This window comes from Micromonospora sp. CA-244673, from assembly GCF_050948395.1.
Lineage (GTDB): Bacteria > Actinomycetota > Actinomycetes > Mycobacteriales > Micromonosporaceae > Micromonospora.
Genome location: NZ_CP192019.1, coordinates 100,211 through 119,583 on the forward strand (window position 1 = coordinate 100,211; position 19,373 = coordinate 119,583).

Here is a 19,373-nt window from a genome sequence, read left to right on the forward strand (position 1 = left end):
GCTACCAGACCATTGAAGACCTCGGGGCTCCGCCCCGAACCCCGACCCTCCTCAGAGGTCGGCCGGGGGCGGATCGCCTCGCCGGGCACCACAAGGGCTACCAGCCTCCCCGGACGGGGCCAAGGTCGTTCGTCCGGTAGGGCGCTCCACCTTGTCCCCGTCCGGGGAGGCTGGACGGTCTACGACTGCCCGACGAGGAGATCCGCCAAGCGGCGCGGCTCGGCATAGGCAGCGCGACCCCGCTAGACGACTGCAGGACGCTGAGGAGCTAGAACAAGCCGATCTGACCAGGCAGCTCGGCTGGTGCGGACAAGGCGATCTGACCGGGAAATGCGGTTGGCGTGGGCAGCACAGCCCAAGCTCTTCGAGGTGCGGGAACTGCGTCGTCCCGGCTTCGCTCCGTAGCTCCCGCCACTCTGAGTCATCTCCCAGGACCCGGGCGAGAGCTTCCGCGGCGAGTTCTGGCACGTCGTCGTCCAGCGCAAGTGCATCGCCGGCAAGCAAAAAGTTGGGTGCGTACGTGGAGGTAATCGGCGACCCGCCGGGCATCCGAGACGCAACGATTGCCGCCGCAGCGATGGCCGCCGCAGCGTCGTCATATTCGAGGTATCCGGTGGTGTGGGCCGCCGTTGTTAAGGCCCCACGAACCATTCCCCGGCGCTCCGACGGGTCGGCATCGTGAAGGCCATCGCACCAGTCGGCTGCGCTGTCGTTCTCAAAAGGGCCCTCGCCGGATTGGTTTATGGGAGTTTGAGGACTACCGCGGCTAACAGGCCTCGCTCGCCGTGCAACCGGTACAGCCATCCGTACAGCCAAGACCGCCGGCTGGCGCCGACGCTGCCCGACAACGGCAGACGGGCTGACCAGGGACGAGGCCACCTGACCAGCCATCCGCGATCTTCTTCTAATCCCAAGGCCACCTCGCCCCGGTTAGGGTCCTCCCTGTGGCAGCAGGTGGCGACTTCGGCGAAGTCTGGCGGCTCTACGATGCCGGCGGTGAATTGCTCGGCGAGATCGAGGTTGAGGAGCACGACATGCCGTGGACTCGGGGCAGGTTCAGACCTCAGCCAGCGTTCGAGCAGTTGCGACCGCTCTTCGATGAGTGGAACCGTGCGGTTGACTCTGGCGGTCCGGAGCCGATTGACCAGGCGTACGAGGCGATCCGCGCCGCAGTCACGATGGCCTACCCCGACGGCCGCCAGGTCCCCGAGTTCATGCTCGGAATCGAAGGTGACCACGCGGGGTTTCGGTGGCACGACGAGCCCTTCGGTGACGACTAGCTCGCTCGCTTCTGGCTCCCTCAGCTTCGGGTTGGACGGGCCATCCATGGGCCCCAAGGCCGGGCTACGGAAGGCCAAACCAGGCCGCCAGCGACCAGGCCGAGCAGGAGAATCGCCGTACCAGAGCCCGATCTTGTGCGATTCCCAAGCTGACAGTGCGGGTTCGATTCCCGTCACCCGCTCCAGCGCGAAGGCCCTGACCAGGATGTGAGTCCCGGTCAGGGCCTTCGATGTCCCAGACGCCGGTGCGGCGCTCAGCCTTCGGCTGATCCGCTCTGCCACTGCGAGCGGAGCTCGGCCAGCCAGGGGCCGGTGGCGTGCTGTGCCGTGACGGTGATCGTGACCATGTCGCCGTCCTTCACCGACGCCAGCTCGGGCACACACCACCCCTGATCGTTCCGCTTGACCTGGCAGCTGGCGTTCGGACCGTTACCGACGTAGTCGTAGACCTCGCCGGTGAGCACACTCACGCCGTTGACGGCGACGCGGTAGATGCCCGGCGTCTGCGCGACCACGGTGAAGTCGTAACCGCGATGCCAGACCATCGTCGTGCTGACCGGCCGGTTGGGATCTGCCGGGTCGCTGTGGAGGACCTTGGTGCCGGGCTCGCTGGCCATGCCGTCCGGCTTCGGCGGCTTCAGTGCGGCCGGCCGGGCCGGCAGGGGGTACTGGGTGAAGGGCACCCTCTCGGCCACGGCGAAGTGCAGGGTGCCCTGCGTCGGGATCGTCGACAACCGGCGCCCGCCGCCCTGGGCGCCGATGACCGTGTACGTCACCGACACCGTGTCGCCGACGCTCGCTCCCAACCCGGGGGGCACCGATCCCGTCGGATCCTGGTGCAGCTCCGAATCGCAGTTCACCGAGTACCCGATGGCCTCGTCGTTGATCGCAATCTCGGCGTCGAGTGCGTGCTGATGGGGCAGGCCGGGGCAGTAGCTGAAGAACTGGACGTCCGTCGAGTTGACCGTCCAGCTGAGCCGCACCTTCTTCGCGCTCACCGGCGCCGTGCCGACGGCGACCACCCGATAACCACGGGCGTACTCGTCGAAGGGCCCGATCTTGCGGCCCGCCACGGGTTTCGGAGAAGCCGACGCACTGGCGGGCCCCGCTGACGGGGTCGTCGATCCGGCGGTGAAGGCCGAGGGCGGAGCCGGCTCCCCACCGGGAACGAGGGTGGCGGAGCCGACCGCCACCACCGCTGCCGCCGCTGCCACCGCTCCCGCCACGACCCGCCTGTGCCGCCGTACGCCGATCTTGCGCTGGACCTCCACCAGTCGTCCATCGGAGGGCATGCCGTGAGCGGAGCGCTCATCCATGAGGTCCTTGAGGTCGATCACCGGTGCAACGCCTCCAACGTCAGCGACCTGTCGAGCCGCAGCTTCTCCAGTGCCTTCTTGGCCTGGCTCTTGACGGTGCCCACCGAGATGCTCATCGCGTCCGCGATCTGCGCCTCGGTCATGTCTTCGAAGTAGCGCAGCACCAGCACCGCCCGCTGCCGGCGGGGCAGCCTCCCGAGCGCCTGCCACACCTCGTCGCGCCTGTCCACCTGAGACATGTGGTCGACGGCCGCCTGCTCCGGCAGCTGCGCCGTCGGCTGCTCCACGTGGCGCCATCTGCGTCGCCACCACGAGGCGTAGACGTTCACGAGGATCCTCCGCACGTACCGCTCCGGGTCCCCGTGGATCCGCCCCCACGCGCTCCATGCGCGTACCAGGGCCGTCTGCAGCAGATCCTCTGCCTGCGCCCAGTCGTGGGTGAGCAGATAGGCGGTGCGCTGAAGACGGGGTGATCGTGCCGTCACGAACTCAGCGAACGTGTCGCTCGGTGCCACCGGCTCTCCTTCGAACGGGGTCACCGGCTACTACCCGACCGACGCCTCGGGAGGTTGCCCCGCGCGCGAACTGGCCGACGGACGCATCGTCCAGCCGTACTCCCGCGCCTCGACGCCCCTGACGGCCTTCGAGCGGGGACAGCGGAGTTGGCAGGCGCTGCCTATCCTCTCGGCCATGGGAGCTATCAAGCCGTGGCACCTGTCGGTCCTGTCAATCTGCTGCCTGTTGCCGGCGGTCGCAGCGGTCGTGGGCGGGGTGTGGGCGGTTCGCCGGTCCCGCAACCGTCGTTGACCGCACGGCTCACCACCGCTGTCCGCGCTCCCCTTCGAGTCGCGTGATGAGCGAGAGCACAGCGGCGGGGCCGTCGTCGGCGCGGACCCGACGAGCGAGTTCGGTGGCGCGCTGCCGGTAGGTCGATCGTCCGAGGCAGGACCGCAGCGCGTCGGTCAGGGTGTCGGCGATCAGCTCGCGCAGTGGCAGTGGCCGGGGCGCCACGCCGACGCGTGCCGCTGCGCTTCTCGGCCGCGTTCATGGCGGCGGAGACGGCCGGATGGCGGAGTGTTGCCGGTGGGCTGTCGACGCGATGATGAGCCGCATGGGGTTTGGTTTCAAGACCACCTGGCTCGCCGTGCGGGAGCGGAGCCCGGAGGAGGTCGCCGACGCGCTGCAGTTGACCGACCGCGAGCGTCTCTCCTGGGACGAGGGCGTCGACCGGGCGTACGTCTCCGGCGTGTTCGTGGCCGGTCCCGTGGCCGGGTGGACCCTGGCGCATGGCCGGCGCGATCTCGCCACGTTCGACTACAGCGCCACCGATCGGAATTTTCCGGAATGGTTCGCAGCCCTGAGCGCGCGCCTGGGTGAGGTCCAGTTCTTCGTCAACGAGCGAGGTTGGTTCTCCCACGGCTGGGTGCGGGCGATCGACGGGGTCGTCGTGCGGGCGTTCGCCACCTTCGACGGCGACGTCCCCCTGTTCATCGGTGACGTCACGCCGGCCGAGCGCGAGGTCGGCAAGGGCCTCCGGGGCTGGGGGGACAACTGGCGGAACTGGCAGGAGGAGGACTGGGACGCCTGGTACGAGTCGGCGCCCCACGAACACGACGTGCTCAAGCTGGCGGCCCGGTGGAGCCTCAACCCCATGCTGGTCGACAGCACACAGGTCGGCGACGGGGGGATCTACGGGATGCCCGTGCAACGGCGCTGACCCGCGGGACGATGACGGAGTGCCCCGGCCGGTGCGGGCGGGTCAGCCGCCGAAGCGACGCCAGGCGTCGTCGGCGACCGCCATGAGGTTGTGCCGCCGCTCCGGCAGAGCACCCGGGGCGCGATCACTTCGCGCAGCAGGACGCCCCCGTGACCGTGACACCCGGGCGGCTCCACTGCGCGACCGGGCGGCCGTCGAGACGCCACGGGTGCCCGCTGACCGTCGGCCACCCCTCCGGTGAGTCCTCCCAGTTCTCCTGCCGGCCGTAGACCGTGAGGTCGAGGGCGTGGTAGCTGGTCGTCAGCGCCTCCACGCCGCGCCCTCTGGTCCAGTAGGTCTCGTAGACCCGGTCGTCGTCGCGCAGGTAGCAGGCGATGAACCCGAAGTCGCGGCCGTCCGCCAGCGCCGGGTCGGAGTCGCGCGCCGAGTACCAGGGGAACGAATAGCCCATGAACTCCGCGAACGCTGCGCTGTCGGCGTAGGGGCCCTGGCAGAACACGGCGTAGGTGACGTCGCGGGCGTGCAGGTAGTCCCGCATCTCCAGGTGGCAGGTCGCGAAGGTGCAACCCTCGCACTGGTCCTCGAACGGCTTGCCGTCGTGCCACATGTGGAAGTAGGCCATCAGCATGCGGCGGCCCTCGAAGACCTCCAGCAGCGGCGTCTCCCCGTCGGGGCCCTGCACGGTGACGGGCGGCACCAACGTCATCGGCAGCCGGCGCCGGGCGGCGGCGATCGCGTCGCCCTCGCGGGTGTGCGCCTTCTCCCGGGCCAGCAGCTGGTCGCGCTCGCGCAGCCAGGTCTCCCGGTCGACGATCGGCGGCAGGGCAGCGCGGAACGTGGGGGTTGCCATCGGGGCGGTCTCCTTCGCGGCGTCCGAGTCGGTCACCGGTATGGACCTGTCCGGCCGGCGATTTTCATCGGTCGACCGGAAATCAGGAGTGCCCGGTGAGGTCGAGGACGTGGCGCAGGCAGGGCTGGCCGCTGAGCTGCACCTCCTCGACCGGCGCGAATCCGGTCCGCCGGAGCACCGCCAGCGAGGCCGGGTTCGCCAGCGCGGCCGAGGCGACCAGTTGGCGCAGCCCGTACTCGTCGCGGGCCAGCTTGCAGACCCGGCGGACACCCTCGCGGGCCAGGCCGCGCCCGGTGGCCAGCTCGGCCACCCGGTAGCCCAGCTCGGCGCTGCCGTCGGCGACGTCGACCAGGTTGAACCGGCCCAGCACGGTGCCGTCCTCGTCGTCGACGAGGACGTGGAAGTGGCACAGTCCGCTGTCCTGCTCGGCCAGCAGGCCCGCGAGCCGGTCGGCGAACTTGTCGAAGTAGTCGTCGCCCCGGTCCGGCACGAACCGGGCGAAGTACGCCCGGTTCACCTGCTCGAAGCGGAGCAACGCCGGAGCGTGCCGGAGGGCGAGCCGTTCGAGTTCGGGCATCAGGCGACGCTAGCAACCCGCAGGTCGGCCAGCAGATCCTCCACGGCGGCGAACTCGTCCGGCCGCAGCGGACCCTGGGCGAGCGCGCCGGCGTTCTGCTCGACCTGGGCGACGGTGCGGAACCCGGGGATCGGGACGGTGGCTCCGCTGCGCGCCCAGAGCCAGGCCAGCGCGCCCTGCGTCGGCGTGCGGCCACCGGTGGCGAACACCTCCCGCAGGGCCTCCACCCGGGCCAGCCACTCGGGTGCCCCGGCGCCGCCGCGGAAGTACGTCATCCACTCGTAGCTCTGCGACCGCACGTCGTCCCGGGCCACCGTGCGCCCGTCGGCGTACTTGCCGCTGAGCAGGCCCATGGCGAGCGGCCCCCGGTTGATGCTGGCGAGCCCGGCCCGCTCGCACAGCTCGATCATCGCCGGCCGGTCGGCCAGCACCGACATGTCGTGCTGCACGGCCGCGCAGTGCGGGCCGGCGGCGGCGAACGCCGCGGCGCGTTCCGGGTCGTCGGTGCTCCAGCCGTACGCCCGGATCTTGCCGGCGGTGACCAGGTCCTCCAGCGGGGCGACGAGGTCCAGGGCCTCCGCGACCGGTAGGTCGCCGAGGTGGAGCTGGTAGAGGTCGACGTGGTCGGTGCCCAGCCGCCGCAGCGAGCCGTCCAGGCAACTGCGCAGGTACGCGACGCTGCTGTCCGTGCCGAGCGCCTCCCTGGTCCGCTCGTCGAAGGTGAACCCCCACTTCGTGGCGATCACCACCCGGTCCCGGTCGGCGCCGAGCGCCTTGCCGAGCACCACCTCGCTGTGCCCGGCGCCGTAGCTGCTCGCCGTGTCGAAGAAGGTGACGCCGAGTTCGAGGGCCCGCTGGACGGCCCGGGTCGACTCGGCGTCGTCGACCCGGCCCCAGCCGTACTGGTTGGCGCCACCGGCGTACGGGCCGCCGATGGCCCAGCAGCCCATGCCCAGCGCGCTGACCTCGATGCCGCTCCGCCCCAACGTGCGCTTCATGATCCGCTCCCCGTCCCGCGTCGTGGTTCCGCCGGTTGCCACTCTCCGGCTTCGAGCGGGCTCGAAGTCAAGACCCTGGATACCAGCGCAGCTCGACGGTGTTGCCGTCCGGGTCGCGGACGTAGATGGAGGTGGCCGTGCCCCGCGCCCCGAAGCGCGGCACCGGCCCGGTCAGCACCGTGAAGACCCCGGACTCGACCACCTCCGTCCAGTCGAGCGGCTCGACCACCAGGCAGAAGTGGTCCACGTTCGACCCCTCCGGCTCGCCGCGGACCAGGTCGATGATGGTGTCGGCGTTGACGCGTACCGAGGGGAAGGGCACCTCGCCGGCCCGCCAGCGGTCGACGCGCACCGGCGCCAGGCCGAGGGTGCCGCAGTAGAACGCCAGGGACCGTTCGACGTCGGTGACGGCGAGGACCAGGTGGTCGAAGCCGGTCACCCGCACGGCGCTCACCGGATCTCCAGCGCGTACGCGTCGCGCAGCCAGCCGGCGAACAGCTCCGGGTCGATCTCGTCGACGGTACGCAGCTTCACCGAGGCCATCCGGCGCGCGCCCGGGGCGAGCCGTCCGGAGCCGTCCGCCACGTCCTGTCCCCGCCACAGCCCGAACGTGACGTACGCCGGGTACGCCTTGACCAGGCAGACCGGGGTCTGGCCGGGCCGGTCGCCCAGCCCCCACACCGGGTGGCCGTGCCACATGGCGCCGGTGGCCTCCGGCAGTGCGGCCTCGATGACGGAACGCAGCTTCCCGGCGGTCTCGCGCAACGGTGCGTCGAGGCCGGTCAGATAGGTGGTGACGGGGTCCATGTGGTCCTCCTGTGTGCGGTGGGAACACCGTCAACACTCGTCCTCGCCGCCGTCCGGACCAAGACGCGATCGGGCTACGATCGTTGACCAGGATTCAACGATGGGGGCGGCGGGTGCTGGAGCGGTACGAGGTCGAGACGTTCCTGACCCTCGCCGAGGAGCTGCACTTCGGGCGGACCGCCGAGCGGCTACGGGTGACCACCGGGCGGATCAGCCACGTGGTGCGGAAGCTGGAACGCCGGATCGGCGCGCCGCTCTTCGAGCGCACCAGCCGGGTCGTCCGGCTCACCCCGATCGGCGCCCGCCTCGCCGACGACCTGCGTCCGCTGGTGGCCGGCATCGAGGACGCCGTGCAGCGCGCCGTCGACGCCGGGCGCGGGCTCACCGGCGAACTGCGGGTGGCGTACGTCGGTGAGTCGACCGCCCCGGTGCTGCTGCGGGCCGTCACGCTGTTCGGCGAGCGCCACCCGGACTGCGTCGTGCACGTCCACGAGGCTCCGCTCGCCACCACCCGGTCGAGCCTGCGGGACGGCACGCTCGACGTGCTGATCGCCTCGTACCCCTTCGACGGCATGGCGAACGGTCCGGCGCTGCTGCACGAGGCCCGGGTGCTCGCGGTGGCCGCGAACCATCCGCTGGCCGGTGCGGAGTCGGTGTCGCTGGAGGTGCTGGGCGACCATCCGGTGGTGCAGTACCCGGCGGTCACCTCGGCCGCGTTCAAACGGGACCGCACCCCGGACCGGACCCCGTCGGGGCGGCCGGTGCCGCGCGGGCCGGTCGGCGGCAGCTTCTCCGAGATGCTGGCCCTGGTCGCCATGGGGCGCGGCGTTCTGCCCGTGGGCGAGCAAACCCGGCACTACCACGCGCGGCCGGACCTGGCCTACGTGCCGATCCACGACGCGCCGCCGATCCGGCGCGGTCCGGTGTGGCTGGCCAGCAACACCACCACCCGGGTACGCGAGTTCGTCCGCGCCGCGGTCGACGCCAACCCCGCCCCGGCGGCCTGAGGCTGTCGGACCCGGCTGGCAGCATGACGGCGTGCGGGACGAGATCCGGGCGCTGGTCGAGGCGCTCACGCCGGGCGACGAGCAGGAGGCGCGGCACCGCGCCACGACGCTGGCCTGGTTGGCCACGACGGAGGACATCTTCCGCCGGGCGAAGCCGCGCACGCCCTCGCCGCACCTGGTCGCCTACTTCCTGCTCCACGACGAGACCGACGGCGCCGTGCTGCTGGTCGACCACCGCAAGGCCGGAATGTGGCTGCCCAGCGGCGGTCACGTCGAGCCGGGCGAGCACCCCGCGCAGACCGTACGCCGGGAGATGGTGGAGGAGTTGGGAGTGCCGGCCGTCTTCGCGCCGGCCCTCGGCGAGCGTCCGGCCTTCCTCACGGTGACCGAGACGGTCGGCCCGCCGGAGGAGCGGCACACCGACGTCAGCCTCTGGTACGTGCTGTCCGGCAGCCGCGACCAGAAGCTGATCCCCGACCCGGCCGAGTTCCGGGGCGTCCGCTGGTGGACGCCGGGCGAGGTGGCCGGGGCCGCGCCGGGAACGGTGGAGCCGCACCTCGGCCGGATGCTGGCGAAGCTCAACCGAGGCGCACGGTCAGCGGGCGCGGGTCCCGGCGGGGCGTCAGTGCGGTGAGCAGCAGCACCAACGCGGTGGCCAGCCCGATCAGGAAGAACAGCGAGAGGGTCGGCTGACCCAGCCACTCCCAGAGCGGGTGCCAGCTCGGGTGCGGCTCGTCGAGGTGGTGCCGGGCCAGCGACGAGGTGGCGAGCGGCACGGGCACCCACCAGAAGAACAGGGTGACCCCCAGCAGCAGCGGTGCCCGCCGCCGGCCCTCGGTGCGCCGGCTCGCCCAGGCGAAGACCAGCCAGGCCAGCGCGCCCCCGGACAGTCCGGCCAGCACGGCGGCCGGCAGTACGGCCGGCGGCGCGGCCCGCTGCAGCGCCACCCCGAGGTACGAGCCGAAGGACCGGGGATCGTCGAAGGTGGCTCGGAGCACGGTGTCGCCCCGCCGGGCCACCAGGACGGTCTCGACCGGCTGGCTGGCCGGGTCGCAGCGCGGGTCGGCGCAGGTCTGGAGCACCTCGGAGGTCGGCTCGTGCACCTGCCAGCCGGCGGCCCGGAGGCGCTGCTGCGCCGTCGCCAGCGTCTGCGCCTCGGACGTCGGCATCGGGCCGGTGGCCGAGCCGCCGGCCGCCCCCTCCTGGTATTCGCCGCCGTCGCCGAACAGCAGATCGCGCAGGGATGCCCGGGACAGCGGCTGGCCGTAGATGACGAACAGCGCGCGGGCGCTCGACACGTCCTCGCCGAGCCGGTGGCCGGGGAACGCCTCGGTGAAGACCGCGGTGAACTCGGCCCGGTCGGGTTGCGGCCGGGAGGTCTCCCACGCCACCCGGGCGGCCAGCGCGCCGGTGAACAGCCCGCAGATCAGCGCCGTGAGGACCGCCCAGACGCCGACTGTGCGGCTGGCCGGCCGGCCCAGGCGGCAGCGCAGCCCCGCCCGGACCAGGTCGGCCGCCTCGCGCAGGGTGGGCCGGGCCCGCCCGGCGGGCGCGCTGTCGAGCAGCAGGCCGAGGATCTCCTCGCCGCGCTCCCGCCGGTAGGCACGCGGATAGGCGAGCAGCAGGCGCCGGTAGCGGCGGGCGAGGGGGTCCCCCGTCGGTGGCATGGCCGTCCCCTTCAGGTCGTTCGGGTGGTGGGCCGGTGGCGGCCCGGGACGCGGGTCAGGCGGTGCGGGGGCGCAGGGCGCGCAGCCGGGTCTCGGCGGCCGTGGTGAGCTGGCGCAGCCGGGCGGTCTCGGCGCTCAGGGCGTCGAGGCCGACGGAGGTGAGCCGGTAGTAGCGGCGCAGCCGGCCGTCCACCACCTCCTCGTGGTCGGGCTCGACCAGGCCCTGCGCCGTGAGACGGTCCAACGCGGTGTAGAGGGTGCCGGGCAGCAGGGTGACGCGCGCGGCGGAGAGAGTGGTGACCTCCTGGATGATCCCGTAGCCGTGCCGGGGTCCACCGGCGAGCGCGGTGAGGATCAGGAACGTGGGCTCCCGCATCTGAGTCACACCGGCAACATATATAAGTGATCGATACATCGTCAACGCCTTGACCCTGCCCCTGCGGCAAGGCCCAGCGTGGTCCGTGCCGGTCGCCGCGACCGGCACGAGGAGACGCGACCGGCGCGAGGAGGATGGGCCTGTGGAGCTGCTGACCATCGGGGCGTTCGCCCGCGCGGCGCGCCTGACGCCGAAGGCGCTGCGGCTCTACGACGAGTTGGGGCTGCTGCCTCCCGCCGCCGTCGACCCGCACTCGGGCTACCGGTACTACGCGCCGGCCCAGCTCGACCGCGCCCGGCTGATCGCCGCGCTGCGCCGGGCCGGCATGCCGCTGGCCGAGATCCAGGCCGTCTGCGGCCTGCCGCCGGACGCCGCCGCCGAGGCCGTCGACGCCTGGTGGCGGCGGGTCAGCGCCGACACGGCAGCCCGCGGTCGCACCGTCGCGCTCCTCGTCGACCAGCTCACCGAGAGGGGCACCACCATGTCCGACACCACCTTCCGGTACGCCGTCCGCTGCGAGACCGGCACCGTCCGGGACTCCAACGAGGACACCGCGTACGCCAGCGGGACACTGCTCGCCGTGGCGGACGGTATGCGGGGCCCGGGCGGTGCGGCCGCCAGCACCGCCGCCGTGGACGCCCTGCGGCCGCTGGAGCCGGCCGACGCGCCGGACACCGAACTGCTCGCGGCGCTGGCCGACGCGGTGGGCGCCGCCGACCGGGCGGTACGCGCGCACGCCACCGACGCCCACCAGCCGGTCACCACGCTCACCGCCGTCCTGCGGCGCGGCACCCGGCTGGCCCTGGTGCACGTCGGGGACACCCGGGCGTACCTGCTGCGTGGCGGCGAGCTGTCCCGGCTCACCCAGGACCACACCTACGTCCAGTCGCTGGTCGACCAGGGGAAGCTCAGCCCGGCCGAGGCCGGGGCGCATCCGCAGCGGGCCCTGCTGGCCCGGGCGCTCGGGGCCGGGGCCGAGGTCGAGGCGGACCTGGCGCTGCGGACCGCCCTGCCCGGCGACCGCTACCTGCTCTGCTCCGACGGGCTCGCCGCGGTGGTCGACCCCGAGGCGTTGCACGCCACGCTCGCCGGGGCCGACGACCCGGAGACCGCCGTCGGGCGCCTGGTCGACCTCGCGTACGCCGCGGGCGCGCCCGACAACATCGCCTGCGTGGTCGCCGATCTCGTGGAGGCGTAGTCGGTCGACCCGGGTCGGCCTGTCCGACCCGGGTCGTACCCTGGCGATCATGCGAATTGGCATCGTGATCCTGCCCGACCAGCGCTGGTCGGACTCCCGGCGGCGCTGGCGGCAGGCGGACGACTGGGGCTTCGACCACGCCTGGACATATGACCACCTGGGGTGGCGCGACCTGGTCGACGGCCCCTGGTTCGACTCGATGACCACGCTGACCGCCGCCGCGACGGTGACGTCCCGGATCCGCCTCGGCACCCTTGTCGCCTCGCCGAACTTCCGGCACCCGGCCGCGTTCGCCCGGCAGGTGACCGCGCTGGACGACGTCTCCGAGGGGCGGGTGCTGCTCGGCCTCGGGGCCGGCGGCATCGGTTTCGACTCGGCGGTCCTCGGCGGGGAGACCCTGCCGCCCCGGCAGCGGGTCGACCGGTTCGCCGAGTTCACCGAGCTGCTCGACCTGATCCTGCGGGAGGACGGCACGACCTGGCGCGGCGAGTGGTTCGCGGCGGTCGACGCGCGGAACAATCCCGGCTGCGTCCAGCAGCCCCGGGTGCCGTTCGTGCTCGCCGCGAACGGGCCCCGCTCGATGCGGCTGGTCGCCCGCTTCGGGCAGGGCTGGGTGACCACCGGTCTCGGCGGCGACGACCTGGAGAGCTGGTGGTCGACGGTGGCGGAGCTGTCCGCCCGGCTGGACGCGACGCTGGAGCAGGCGGGGCGCGATCCGGCCACCCTGGACCGCTACCTGTCGCTGGACTCGGCGCCGGTCTTCTCGCTGCGCGACGCGGACCTCTTCGCCGAGCAGGTCGCCCGGGCCGCCCGGCTGGGCTTCACCGACGTGGTGACCCACTGGCCCCGGGCCAGCAGCTGGTACGCCGGCGACGAGGCGGTGCTGGTCCGGGCGGCCGAGCTGCTGCCGGAGCTGCGCCGGCTCTGACCGGTCAGGTGCCGAGGTCGCCCGTGCTGATGCCGCCGTCCCCGGCGGAGACCAGGCGGAACCGGATGCACACCACCTGGCTGTCGTCGTCGACGGGGAAGCCCACCCGGGCCCAGTAGCGGCGGTGGCCCTCGCGCCACTCCTCGATGGACCGGTCCCCCTCCCCCTCGGAGCGGGCGAAATCCCAGGACACGTCAGCGAAGCGGACCACCTCGACGTCGGTGACCTCGACCAGGCCGATCAGCTTGTCGTCGTCGTCCACCAGGACGAGGCGCTCGCCGACGTGCTCCAGCTCCTCGTTCTCGGTGGCGTACTCGTCGGTCAGCAGGCCGGCGGTCGCGGTCTTCACGCCGGAGAGCACGAGGGTGTTGAGGGTGGTGCGCAGCTCGCCGGGCGTGCCGAGGGCGAGGGTGCGGAGTCCACCGATGCGGGGCCACATCCTGCCGAGGCTAACCGCCGGCCGCCGGCCCGTCGCGGGATTTCGCCCGCCCCCACGAGCCGGGGTCGGCGACGCCGTCGAGGACCTGCTCAGATGAGCTGGCCGGCGTAGCCGGCGGCGGCCAGCACCCGGGCGTCGCCGGTCGCCGCGTGCGCCTCCAGCACCGCGTCGGCCAGCTTCACGACGTGCTCGTCGCCGTGCCGGGCCGCCCGGGCGAACACCTCCGCCGGCTCACCCGCCGCAACCGCCGGCGTGGGGGCCGGCGTGGGTGGGGCGTACACCGAGGTCACGGCGGCCGTTGCCGACCAGGCCGCGGCGACGCTCGGCGCCCAGAGCGCCGGATCCAGGGCCGGCAGGGTACGCAGTACCGCGGTCGGCGCGGTCACCGCGTGCACCAGCATCACGGGGTTGCCGTGCCCGAACCGCAGGTAGTCCAGCGCGGTCCGGTGCACCAGTTCGGTGAGGGTCCGCTCGGCTCCGGCCGGGTCGGCGGGTGGGCGCAGCGCCGTGACCGCGGCGGGCCATTCCGGTACGTCGGTCAGCCGGCCCAGCCGGTTCCGGATCCCGCCGGTCTGCGCCGGGATCCGGGGCACCGCCTCGAGCGCGGCCGGCACGTCCGACCGCCCGATGAGCGGGCCGGCGCCGGGCACGGGCTGCCAGCGGGCGGCCCAGTAGCCGAGCGCCTGGCCCAGCTCGGCCAGCCGCTGCGGGTTCTCCCCGTCGGTACGCAGCACCCGCACCGCGTGCCCGACCCGGATCACCCCGTGGGTGGCCCCGGCCGCGATGCCCGGCAGCAGCCGCGGCCACCAGTCGCCGAGCACCTCACGCCAGGGGCGCTCGCGCAGCTCCCGGTCGAAGTGGGCGAGCCAGTCGCCGGCCCGTTTCGGGTCGCCCAGCGCGGCCCGCCAGTCGTCGATCGGCCGCAGCCCGCGGGGCAGCTCGTCCAGCCGGCGCAGGTAGTCGTCGAGCCACCGGTGCACGCGGGGGCCGTGGCCGTGGCGGACCAGCGCCTCGACCGCCATGGGTCCGTGGTTGGAGAGCCAGCCCGCGAACTCCGGGCCGGTCCGGTGCAGCCGTTGGTACGCCTCGTCGAGGATGCCGTCGTCCATGCGTCGATCCTCGGAGTTGAAGCTTCCTTCAGGTCAACCCTCAGGGCAACTCGTCCGCGGTGAGCAGGGCGCGCAGCCCGAGCCGCTCGGCGACCGGCGCCGGACAGGTCGCGACGAGCGCGGCCGTCCCGACGAACTCGGCCCCGCTGTCCCGGACGAGGTGGTGCAGCGCGTCGAGCTGCGCCCCGGTGGCCACCCAGTCGTCGGCGAGCAGCACCCGGTCGCCGGGGCCGAGGCGCCGGGCGTCCACGCCGATCCGGAGCTGCCGGCCCCGGTAGTCGGGGGGTGTGTCGGCCCAGCGCATCGGCCCGGGCCGGCGCCGCTCCCCGCCGTCCTTGTACGCCGGCACGAACCCGGCGCCGGCGGCCACCGCGACCAGCGGGCCGAGCAGCAGCCCGGTCACCTCCGGGGCGATCACGACGGTCGGCCGGGCGGCCGGGAACAGGCCGGCCAGGGCGGGCCCGACCCCGGCCAGCACCTCGGGATCGCGCCACCAGGCGGAGAGGTCGCTGACCAGATGGCTGCTCCCCGGGCCGGGGTCGACCCAGTGGAACAGCTCGACCAGGCGTCGGCTCAGCACGCCCTCCATCCTGGGGCACCGGTGCCAGAGCGTGGCGTACCGGCCCCGGCCAGCGCTCATTCGTCCGTTCGGTGGAGTGGTGCTGGCTTGATCGGCTACACGTACCAGGGTAAATGCGGGCATAGCACCATGATCACGTTGACTTCCGAAGTGCTTCTCTCGTTACGGTCCGAGCCGGTTTGTTCAGCTAACGAAAGGACCGGGCGGTGGCTGGTAGGCACCTTCGTACCCGCAAGTTCTCCTCGCCGGCCGGCATCGCCGCCACCGCTGCCGTCGGCGTGGTGCTCGCCATCGGCGGCACCGTCGGCGCGGTCCAGCTCACCTCGGCCGAACCCGCCACGGCCCCGGCCGCGGTCGAGGCCCTGCCCAGCACGCTCGCCCCCACCTCGGCATCGCCCTCCGCCTCGCCGAGCGCGTCACCGAGCCTCAGCCCCTCGCCGAAGGCCACCCCGAGCCCGACGGCGACCCGGACCCAGGCGGCGTCCCGCAGCAAGACCCGGACCGCGAGCCCGAAGCCCACCGCGAAGAAGACCGCCTCCGCCGCGAAGGTCGTGAGCAGCGGCTCCTGCGGAGCGTCCTTCTATGACGAGGGGCAGATGACCGCGAACGGCGAGACGTTCAACCCGGACGCGCTGACCGCCGCGCACAAGACCCTTCCGTTCAACACGAAGGTCCGGGTGACCAACCCGACCAACGGCAAGTCGGTCGTGGTCCGGATCAACGACCGCGGCCCGTACATCGACGGCCGGTGCATCGACCTCTCCCGGGCCGCCTTCGCCGCGATCGCCTCGACCGACCTCGGCGAGCTGACCGTCAGGTACGAGGTCCTCGGCTGACCGGGTGGCCGGCGGCGATCGGGCCGGTGAGGGGACCCGGCCGGCCAGAACATCCTCGGACGACGGGCCAGGTTCATTCACCCGTTCACGTCCATCAGGCATGCTGTCCGGTGTACGCACGCAACCCTTCCAGTCGGGCCGCGGCCCACTGAGCCCCGGATCCCGCGCCGGCCTCGGCGCGGCCCTCGCGCTGCTCGCGATCGTCTCCGCCGTCGAGCTGGCCGACGGGCGGCCGGCGCACTACATCGCGCTCATGGTGGCCGCCCCGTTCCTCGCCGCCGCGCTCGCGTCCTGGCGGGTGGTGCTCGGGGTGGGCCTGCTCGCCACCGGGATCGGGGCCGCGTTCGCCCTCGCCGAGCAGACCATGTCGCTGGTCACCGCGGTCAACGTGGCCGGCATCGCGCTGGCCACCGCCATCGCCGGCGCCGTGGCGGGGGTCCGCGAGCGCCAGTCCGAGCGGATCGCCGAGCTGTCCCGGCTCGCCTCGGTCGCCCAGCAGGCGGTGCTCCGGTCGCTCGGCCCCCAGGTGGGCACCCTGGCGGTGGCCGCACGCTACATCTCCTCCACGGCGACCGCCGAGATCGGCGGCGACCTGTACGAGGCGATGGACACCCCGTACGGCGTCCGCATGATCATCGGTGACGTGCGCGGCAAGGGGCTGGACGCGGTCCGGCTGGCGAGCATCGTGCTGGGCTCCTACCGGCACGTGGCGTACGAGCGGGCGGACCTGCGCGCCGTGGTGACCGACCTGGACCGGGCGGTGGCCCGCAACGTGGGCGACGAGGACTTCGTCACCGCCGCGCTGGTCGAGGAGCGGGGCGGCACCCTCACCATCGTCAACTGCGGCCACCCGCCGCCGCTGCTGCTGCGCCGGGGCGCGGTCATCCCGCTCGAACCGCCGGCGCCCGCGCCGCCGCTCGGGTTCATGCCGGTGGTCCGGCCCCGGGTGGAGCGGCTGGAGCCGGGCGACCGGCTGCTGCTCTTCACCGACGGGCTGGGCGAGGCGCGACGGGACGGGGAGTTCTTCCCGACCGCCGACCGGGCCTGGCGGCTGCTCGGCCACGGCACCGTGGCCGACGGCCTGGCGTCGCTGGAGACCGCCCTGGTCGAGTGGGTGCACGGCCGGCTCGACGACGACATCGCGCTGGTCCTGATGGAATACACCGGGCCGCGCAGCGCCGCCGCCGCGCCCGTGCCGAGCTGGGAGGTCGGCGCGGCCGAGGGCTGAGCCGGCGGTCACCATCGGGTGAACCGGAAGTGTGTAATCGCTGTCACTTCCGAGATCGGCTTGTCGTTGGCTACCGGCGAGTAATACAGTCTGGAGTTACTGATCGGTAACACCTGTCCGGAAGCGGGGCCAGCGAGCATGACCCACTACAAGAGCAATCTTCGGGACCTCGAGTTCAACCTGTTCGAGGTCTTCGGGGCGGACCGGACGTTCGGCCAGGAGCCGTACACGGACCTGGACGTCGACACCGCCCGCAGCTTCCTTTCGGAGGTCGACCGCCTGGCCCGCGAGGACCTGGCCGCCAGCTACTCGGACAGTGACCGCAACCCGCCGGTCTTCGACCCGGCGACGCACACCGCGCCGCTGCCGGAGTCGTTCAAGAAGTCCTACCAGGCGTTCATGGACTCGGAGTTCTGGCGCCTGGACCTGCCGGAGGCCCTCGGCGGCACGAACGCCCCGCGCGCCCTCTGGTGGTCGCTGGCCGAGCTGGTGCTCGGCGCCAACGCCCCGATCTGGATGTACGCCTCCGGCCCGTCCTTCGCGCACGTGCTGCACGTCGAGGGCACCGAGCAGCAGAAGAAGTGGGCCCGGCTCTTCATCGAGAAGCAGTGGGGCTCGACCATGGTGCTGACCGAGCCGGACGCCGGCTCGGACGTCGGCGCCGGCCGCACCCGCGCCGTCCCGCAGCCGGACGGCTCCTGGCACATCGAGGGCGTCAAGCGCTTCATCACCTCCGGTGAGCACGACCTGACCGACAACATCGTCCACTACGTGCTGGCCCGCCCGGTCGGCGTCGAGGGCGTCGGCGGCCCGGGCACCAAGGGCCTGTCCCTCTTCGTCGTGCCCAAGTTCCACTTCGACGAGGAGACCGGCGAGCTGGGCGAGCGCAACGGCGTCTTCGCCACCAACGTCGAGCACAAGATGGGCCTGAAGGTCTCCAACACCTGCGAGGTGACCTTCGGCGAGCACGGCGTGCCGGCCAAGGGTTGGCTGCTCGGCGAGAAGCACGAAGGCATCCGGCAGATGTTCATGATCATCGAGTACGCCCGGATGATGGTCGGTACCAAGGCGATCGCCACCCTCTCCACCGGCTACCTGAACGCGCTGGAGTACGCCAAGAACCGGGTGCAGGGCGCCGACCTGGTCCAGCAGACCGACAAGACGGCTCCGCGGGTGACGATCACCCACCACCCGGACGTGCGCCGCTCGCTGCTCATGCAGAAGTCGTACGCCGAGGGCCTGCGCGCGCTGGTCTGCTACACGGCCACCTGGCAGGACCGGGTCGCGGTCGCCGAGGCCGCCGGTGACGAGAAGGCCACCAAGCTGGCCAAGCGGGTCAACGACCTGCTCCTCCCGCTGGTGAAGGGCGTCGGCTCGGAGCGGGCGTACGAGCTGCTCGGCCACGAGTCGCTGCAGACCTTCGGCGGCTCCGGCTTCCTGCAGGACTACCCGCTGGAGCAGTACGTCCGGGATGCCAAGATCGACACCCTCTACGAGGGCACGACCGCGATCCAGAGCCTCGACCTGATCTTCCGGAAGATCGTCCGGGACAACGGCAAGGCCCTCATGGCGGTCGCCGGCGAGATCCAGGAGTTCATCGCCTCCGAGGCCGGCAACGGCCAGCTCAAGGAGGAGCGCCAGGCGCTCGGCAAGGCGCTCGGCGAGATCCAGAACATCCTCGGCGTGATGATGGGCTGGCTGACCGAGGCCCAGGGCGGCGACGCCCGCGCCCTCTACAAGGTCGGCCTGAGCAGCCGCCGGTTCCTGCTGGCGGTCGGCGACCTGGTGGTCGGCTGGCTGCTGCAGAAGCAGGCGGACGTGGCGCTGAAGGCGCTCGGCGGCGAGGTCTCCGCCACCGACAAGGCGTTCTACACCGGCAAGGTGGCCGCCGCCCGGTTCTTCGCCCGCGAGGTGCTGCCCCGCATCGGCGCCGACCGGCGGATCATCGAGGGCACCGACCTGGAGATCATGGACCTCCCGGAGGAGGCGTTCTGATCCCCGCTGGGGCGATTCGACCCTGACGACCGGCGGCCGGCGAGCGCACAGCTCGCCGGCCGCCGCCGTGTTTTCACCCCGTGGCCGGTAGGCCGGCCGCGTGGCGGGTAACCGTCGCGGACCACGACAGGGCACGCCCAAGGGCCACCGCACGGGGGAGTGCAGCGCACATGGGCATTGGCAGCGCAATCTTTCTCATCGCGCTCGGCGCGATCATGACCTTCGCCATCCGGGCCAACGTCTGGTGGATCGACCTGCGCGCGGTCGGCTGGGTGTTCATCCTGGCCGGGCTGGGCGTGTTGCTCACCACGCTCTGGTTCTGGCAGGACCGCCGCAAGCGGGCACGCACGCTCATCGTGGAGGAGAACCGGCTCTCCCACCCGACCGCGATGATGCCCCCGCCGCCGGACCCGCCGCCGCCCACGGCCCCGCCGTCCTGACCGGCTGAGCCCGCCGCCCGGCGGG

24 protein-coding genes are annotated in these 19,373 nt (G+C 72.6%); 10 read left to right on the forward strand and 14 right to left on the reverse strand.

The annotated features are described in order from the left end of the window. Nucleotides 1–51 precede the first annotated feature (51 nt). Nucleotides 52–891 carry a DUF4259 domain-containing protein gene (locus tag ACQP12_RS00500; protein ID WP_433284173.1) on the reverse strand — a complete coding sequence of 280 codons (840 nt, stop codon included), beginning with the start codon at nucleotides 889–891 and terminating at the stop codon, nucleotides 52–54. Nucleotides 892–944: 53 nt separating this feature from the next. On the opposite strand from ACQP12_RS00500, the gene ACQP12_RS00505 reads away from it, so the two are divergent. Next, nucleotides 945–1,280 (forward strand): hypothetical protein, encoded by a 336-nt coding sequence (locus tag ACQP12_RS00505; protein WP_433284175.1) that lies wholly within the window; start codon nucleotides 945–947, stop codon nucleotides 1,278–1,280. Between the two features lie 254 nt (nucleotides 1,281–1,534). On the opposite strand, the gene ACQP12_RS00510 is transcribed toward ACQP12_RS00505, so the two are convergent. The 3 genes from ACQP12_RS00510 to ACQP12_RS00520 all read right to left on the reverse strand — a co-directional run bounded on the left by ACQP12_RS00510 (nucleotide 1,535) and on the right by ACQP12_RS00520 (nucleotide 3,607). After that, the gene (locus tag ACQP12_RS00510) at nucleotides 1,535–2,617 is read right to left on the reverse strand and encodes a hypothetical protein (RefSeq protein WP_433284177.1); all 1,083 of its coding nucleotides are present in this window, start codon (nucleotides 2,615–2,617) and stop codon (nucleotides 1,535–1,537) included. Beyond that, entirely contained in the window at nucleotides 2,614–3,111 is a 498-nt protein-coding gene (locus ACQP12_RS00515; RefSeq protein ID WP_433284179.1) for a SigE family RNA polymerase sigma factor, read from the reverse strand. The genes ACQP12_RS00510 and ACQP12_RS00515 overlap by 4 nt, the downstream gene beginning before the upstream one ends. 301 nt (nucleotides 3,112–3,412) lie before the next feature. Beyond that, complete coding sequence (locus ACQP12_RS00520) at nucleotides 3,413–3,607, reverse strand: hypothetical protein (protein WP_433284181.1); 195 nt, start codon at nucleotides 3,605–3,607, stop codon at nucleotides 3,413–3,415. 100 nt (nucleotides 3,608–3,707) lie between these two features. Here ACQP12_RS00520 and ACQP12_RS00525 point away from each other — a divergent pair, with 100 nt between their 5' ends. After that, nucleotides 3,708–4,313, forward strand: coding sequence for a hypothetical protein (locus tag ACQP12_RS00525; RefSeq protein ID WP_433284183.1), 606 nt, complete (start codon nucleotides 3,708–3,710; stop codon nucleotides 4,311–4,313). A 124-nt stretch (nucleotides 4,314–4,437) separates the two neighbouring features. On the opposite strand, the gene ACQP12_RS00530 is transcribed toward ACQP12_RS00525, so the two are convergent. The 5 genes from ACQP12_RS00530 to ACQP12_RS00550 all read right to left on the reverse strand — a co-directional run bounded on the left by ACQP12_RS00530 (nucleotide 4,438) and on the right by ACQP12_RS00550 (nucleotide 7,545). Continuing rightward, nucleotides 4,438–5,163: a DUF899 family protein gene (locus tag ACQP12_RS00530; RefSeq protein WP_433284185.1), complete on the reverse strand. Its 726-nt coding sequence runs from the start codon at nucleotides 5,161–5,163 to the stop codon at nucleotides 4,438–4,440. 82 nt (nucleotides 5,164–5,245) lie between these two features. Beyond that, nucleotides 5,246–5,740 (reverse strand): GNAT family N-acetyltransferase, encoded by a 495-nt coding sequence (locus tag ACQP12_RS00535; protein ID WP_433284187.1) that lies wholly within the window; start codon nucleotides 5,738–5,740, stop codon nucleotides 5,246–5,248. Beyond that, the gene (locus tag ACQP12_RS00540) at nucleotides 5,740–6,738 is read right to left on the reverse strand and encodes an aldo/keto reductase (protein ID WP_433284189.1); all 999 of its coding nucleotides are present in this window, start codon (nucleotides 6,736–6,738) and stop codon (nucleotides 5,740–5,742) included. The genes ACQP12_RS00535 and ACQP12_RS00540 overlap by 1 nt, the downstream gene beginning before the upstream one ends. A gap of 67 nt (nucleotides 6,739–6,805) precedes the next feature. Then, the gene (locus ACQP12_RS00545) at nucleotides 6,806–7,192 is read right to left on the reverse strand and encodes a VOC family protein (RefSeq protein WP_433284191.1); all 387 of its coding nucleotides are present in this window, start codon (nucleotides 7,190–7,192) and stop codon (nucleotides 6,806–6,808) included. Beyond that, on the reverse strand, nucleotides 7,189–7,545 hold the full coding sequence (locus ACQP12_RS00550) for a DUF1801 domain-containing protein (protein WP_433284193.1): 357 nt from the start codon (nucleotides 7,543–7,545) through the stop codon (nucleotides 7,189–7,191). The genes ACQP12_RS00545 and ACQP12_RS00550 overlap by 4 nt, the downstream gene beginning before the upstream one ends. Nucleotides 7,546–7,658: 113 nt before the next feature. Here ACQP12_RS00550 and ACQP12_RS00555 point away from each other — a divergent pair, with 113 nt between their 5' ends. Together ACQP12_RS00555 and ACQP12_RS00560 are read left to right on the forward strand one after the other, a co-directional pair. Continuing rightward, nucleotides 7,659–8,552 (forward strand): LysR family transcriptional regulator, encoded by an 894-nt coding sequence (locus ACQP12_RS00555; protein ID WP_433284195.1) that lies wholly within the window; start codon nucleotides 7,659–7,661, stop codon nucleotides 8,550–8,552. Nucleotides 8,553–8,583: 31 nt separating this feature from the next. Further along, nucleotides 8,584–9,186, forward strand: coding sequence for an NUDIX hydrolase (locus ACQP12_RS00560; RefSeq protein WP_433284197.1), 603 nt, complete (start codon nucleotides 8,584–8,586; stop codon nucleotides 9,184–9,186). Here the strand turns inward: ACQP12_RS00560 and ACQP12_RS00565 are convergent. Further along, on the reverse strand, nucleotides 9,131–10,219 hold the full coding sequence (locus ACQP12_RS00565; protein ID WP_433284199.1) for a hypothetical protein: 1,089 nt from the start codon (nucleotides 10,217–10,219) through the stop codon (nucleotides 9,131–9,133). The two genes, ACQP12_RS00560 and ACQP12_RS00565, sit on opposite strands and share 56 nt — an antisense overlap. Nucleotides 10,220–10,274: 55 nt before the next feature. Beyond that, the gene (locus ACQP12_RS00570) at nucleotides 10,275–10,595 is read right to left on the reverse strand and encodes a PadR family transcriptional regulator (protein ID WP_433289048.1); all 321 of its coding nucleotides are present in this window, start codon (nucleotides 10,593–10,595) and stop codon (nucleotides 10,275–10,277) included. A gap of 142 nt (nucleotides 10,596–10,737) precedes the next feature. On the opposite strand from ACQP12_RS00570, the gene ACQP12_RS00575 reads away from it, so the two are divergent. Together ACQP12_RS00575 and ACQP12_RS00580 are read left to right on the forward strand one after the other, a co-directional pair. After that, entirely contained in the window at nucleotides 10,738–11,793 is a 1,056-nt protein-coding gene (locus tag ACQP12_RS00575; RefSeq protein WP_433284201.1) for a MerR family transcriptional regulator, read from the forward strand. 49 nt (nucleotides 11,794–11,842) lie between these two features. Beyond that, nucleotides 11,843–12,721: an LLM class flavin-dependent oxidoreductase gene (locus ACQP12_RS00580; protein WP_433284203.1), complete on the forward strand. Its 879-nt coding sequence runs from the start codon at nucleotides 11,843–11,845 to the stop codon at nucleotides 12,719–12,721. 4 nt (nucleotides 12,722–12,725) lie between these two features. Here ACQP12_RS00580 and ACQP12_RS00585 read toward each other — a convergent pair whose 3' ends face one another. The 3 genes from ACQP12_RS00585 to ACQP12_RS00595 form a co-directional block, all read right to left on the reverse strand. Beyond that, on the reverse strand, nucleotides 12,726–13,160 hold the full coding sequence (locus tag ACQP12_RS00585) for an ASCH domain-containing protein (RefSeq protein ID WP_433284205.1): 435 nt from the start codon (nucleotides 13,158–13,160) through the stop codon (nucleotides 12,726–12,728). An 89-nt stretch (nucleotides 13,161–13,249) separates the two neighbouring features. After that, nucleotides 13,250–14,269: a questin oxidase family protein gene (locus ACQP12_RS00590; protein WP_433284207.1), complete on the reverse strand. Its 1,020-nt coding sequence runs from the start codon at nucleotides 14,267–14,269 to the stop codon at nucleotides 13,250–13,252. A 40-nt stretch (nucleotides 14,270–14,309) separates the two neighbouring features. Then, a complete protein-coding gene (locus tag ACQP12_RS00595) occupies nucleotides 14,310–14,858 on the reverse strand; it encodes a phosphoribosyltransferase (RefSeq protein WP_433289050.1) in 549 nt (182 codons plus the stop codon). 197 nt (nucleotides 14,859–15,055) lie between these two features. Here ACQP12_RS00595 and ACQP12_RS00600 point away from each other — a divergent pair, with 197 nt between their 5' ends. The 4 genes from ACQP12_RS00600 to ACQP12_RS00615 all read left to right on the forward strand — a co-directional run bounded on the left by ACQP12_RS00600 (nucleotide 15,056) and on the right by ACQP12_RS00615 (nucleotide 19,348). Next, nucleotides 15,056–15,685: a septal ring lytic transglycosylase RlpA family protein gene (locus ACQP12_RS00600; protein WP_433284209.1), complete on the forward strand. Its 630-nt coding sequence runs from the start codon at nucleotides 15,056–15,058 to the stop codon at nucleotides 15,683–15,685. 100 nt (nucleotides 15,686–15,785) lie between these two features. Next, nucleotides 15,786–16,913 carry a PP2C family protein-serine/threonine phosphatase gene (locus ACQP12_RS00605; protein ID WP_357943933.1) on the forward strand — a complete coding sequence of 376 codons (1,128 nt, stop codon included), beginning with the start codon at nucleotides 15,786–15,788 and terminating at the stop codon, nucleotides 16,911–16,913. A 138-nt stretch (nucleotides 16,914–17,051) separates the two neighbouring features. Next, the gene (locus tag ACQP12_RS00610; protein ID WP_433284212.1) at nucleotides 17,052–18,908 is read left to right on the forward strand and encodes an acyl-CoA dehydrogenase; all 1,857 of its coding nucleotides are present in this window, start codon (nucleotides 17,052–17,054) and stop codon (nucleotides 18,906–18,908) included. Between the two features lie 170 nt (nucleotides 18,909–19,078). Further along, nucleotides 19,079–19,348, forward strand: coding sequence for a DUF6458 family protein (locus ACQP12_RS00615; RefSeq protein WP_013283345.1), 270 nt, complete (start codon nucleotides 19,079–19,081; stop codon nucleotides 19,346–19,348). Nucleotides 19,349–19,373: the final 25 nt, after the last annotated feature.

What these genes read in the sequence shown, in the direction of transcription:
- ACQP12_RS00535 (WP_433284187.1), bottom strand. Translation starts at nt 5,740, where the DNA reads ATGCCCGAACTCGAACGGCTCGCCCTCCGGCACGCTCCGGCGTTGCTC.
- ACQP12_RS00585 (WP_433284205.1), bottom strand. Translation starts at nt 13,160, where the DNA reads ATGTGGCCCCGCATCGGTGGACTCCGCACCCTCGCCCTCGGCACGCCC.
- ACQP12_RS00565 (WP_433284199.1), bottom strand. Translation starts at nt 10,219, where the DNA reads ATGCCACCGACGGGGGACCCCCTCGCCCGCCGCTACCGGCGCCTGCTG.
- ACQP12_RS00595 (WP_433289050.1), bottom strand. Translation starts at nt 14,858, where the DNA reads ATGGAGGGCGTGCTGAGCCGACGCCTGGTCGAGCTGTTCCACTGGGTC.
- ACQP12_RS00525 (WP_433284183.1), top strand. Translation starts at nt 3,708, where the DNA reads ATGGGGTTTGGTTTCAAGACCACCTGGCTCGCCGTGCGGGAGCGGAGC.
- ACQP12_RS00605 (WP_357943933.1), top strand. Translation starts at nt 15,786, where the DNA reads ATGCTGTCCGGTGTACGCACGCAACCCTTCCAGTCGGGCCGCGGCCCA.
- ACQP12_RS00615 (WP_013283345.1), top strand. Translation starts at nt 19,079, where the DNA reads ATGGGCATTGGCAGCGCAATCTTTCTCATCGCGCTCGGCGCGATCATG.
- ACQP12_RS00530 (WP_433284185.1), bottom strand. Translation starts at nt 5,163, where the DNA reads ATGGCAACCCCCACGTTCCGCGCTGCCCTGCCGCCGATCGTCGACCGG.
- ACQP12_RS00500 (WP_433284173.1), bottom strand. Translation starts at nt 891, where the DNA reads ATGGCTGGTCAGGTGGCCTCGTCCCTGGTCAGCCCGTCTGCCGTTGTC.
- ACQP12_RS00610 (WP_433284212.1), top strand. Translation starts at nt 17,052, where the DNA reads ATGACCCACTACAAGAGCAATCTTCGGGACCTCGAGTTCAACCTGTTC.
- ACQP12_RS00590 (WP_433284207.1), bottom strand. Translation starts at nt 14,269, where the DNA reads ATGGACGACGGCATCCTCGACGAGGCGTACCAACGGCTGCACCGGACC.
- ACQP12_RS00550 (WP_433284193.1), bottom strand. Translation starts at nt 7,545, where the DNA reads ATGGACCCCGTCACCACCTATCTGACCGGCCTCGACGCACCGTTGCGC.
- ACQP12_RS00540 (WP_433284189.1), bottom strand. Translation starts at nt 6,738, where the DNA reads ATGAAGCGCACGTTGGGGCGGAGCGGCATCGAGGTCAGCGCGCTGGGC.
- ACQP12_RS00570 (WP_433289048.1), bottom strand. Translation starts at nt 10,595, where the DNA reads ATGCGGGAGCCCACGTTCCTGATCCTCACCGCGCTCGCCGGTGGACCC.
- ACQP12_RS00580 (WP_433284203.1), top strand. Translation starts at nt 11,843, where the DNA reads ATGCGAATTGGCATCGTGATCCTGCCCGACCAGCGCTGGTCGGACTCC.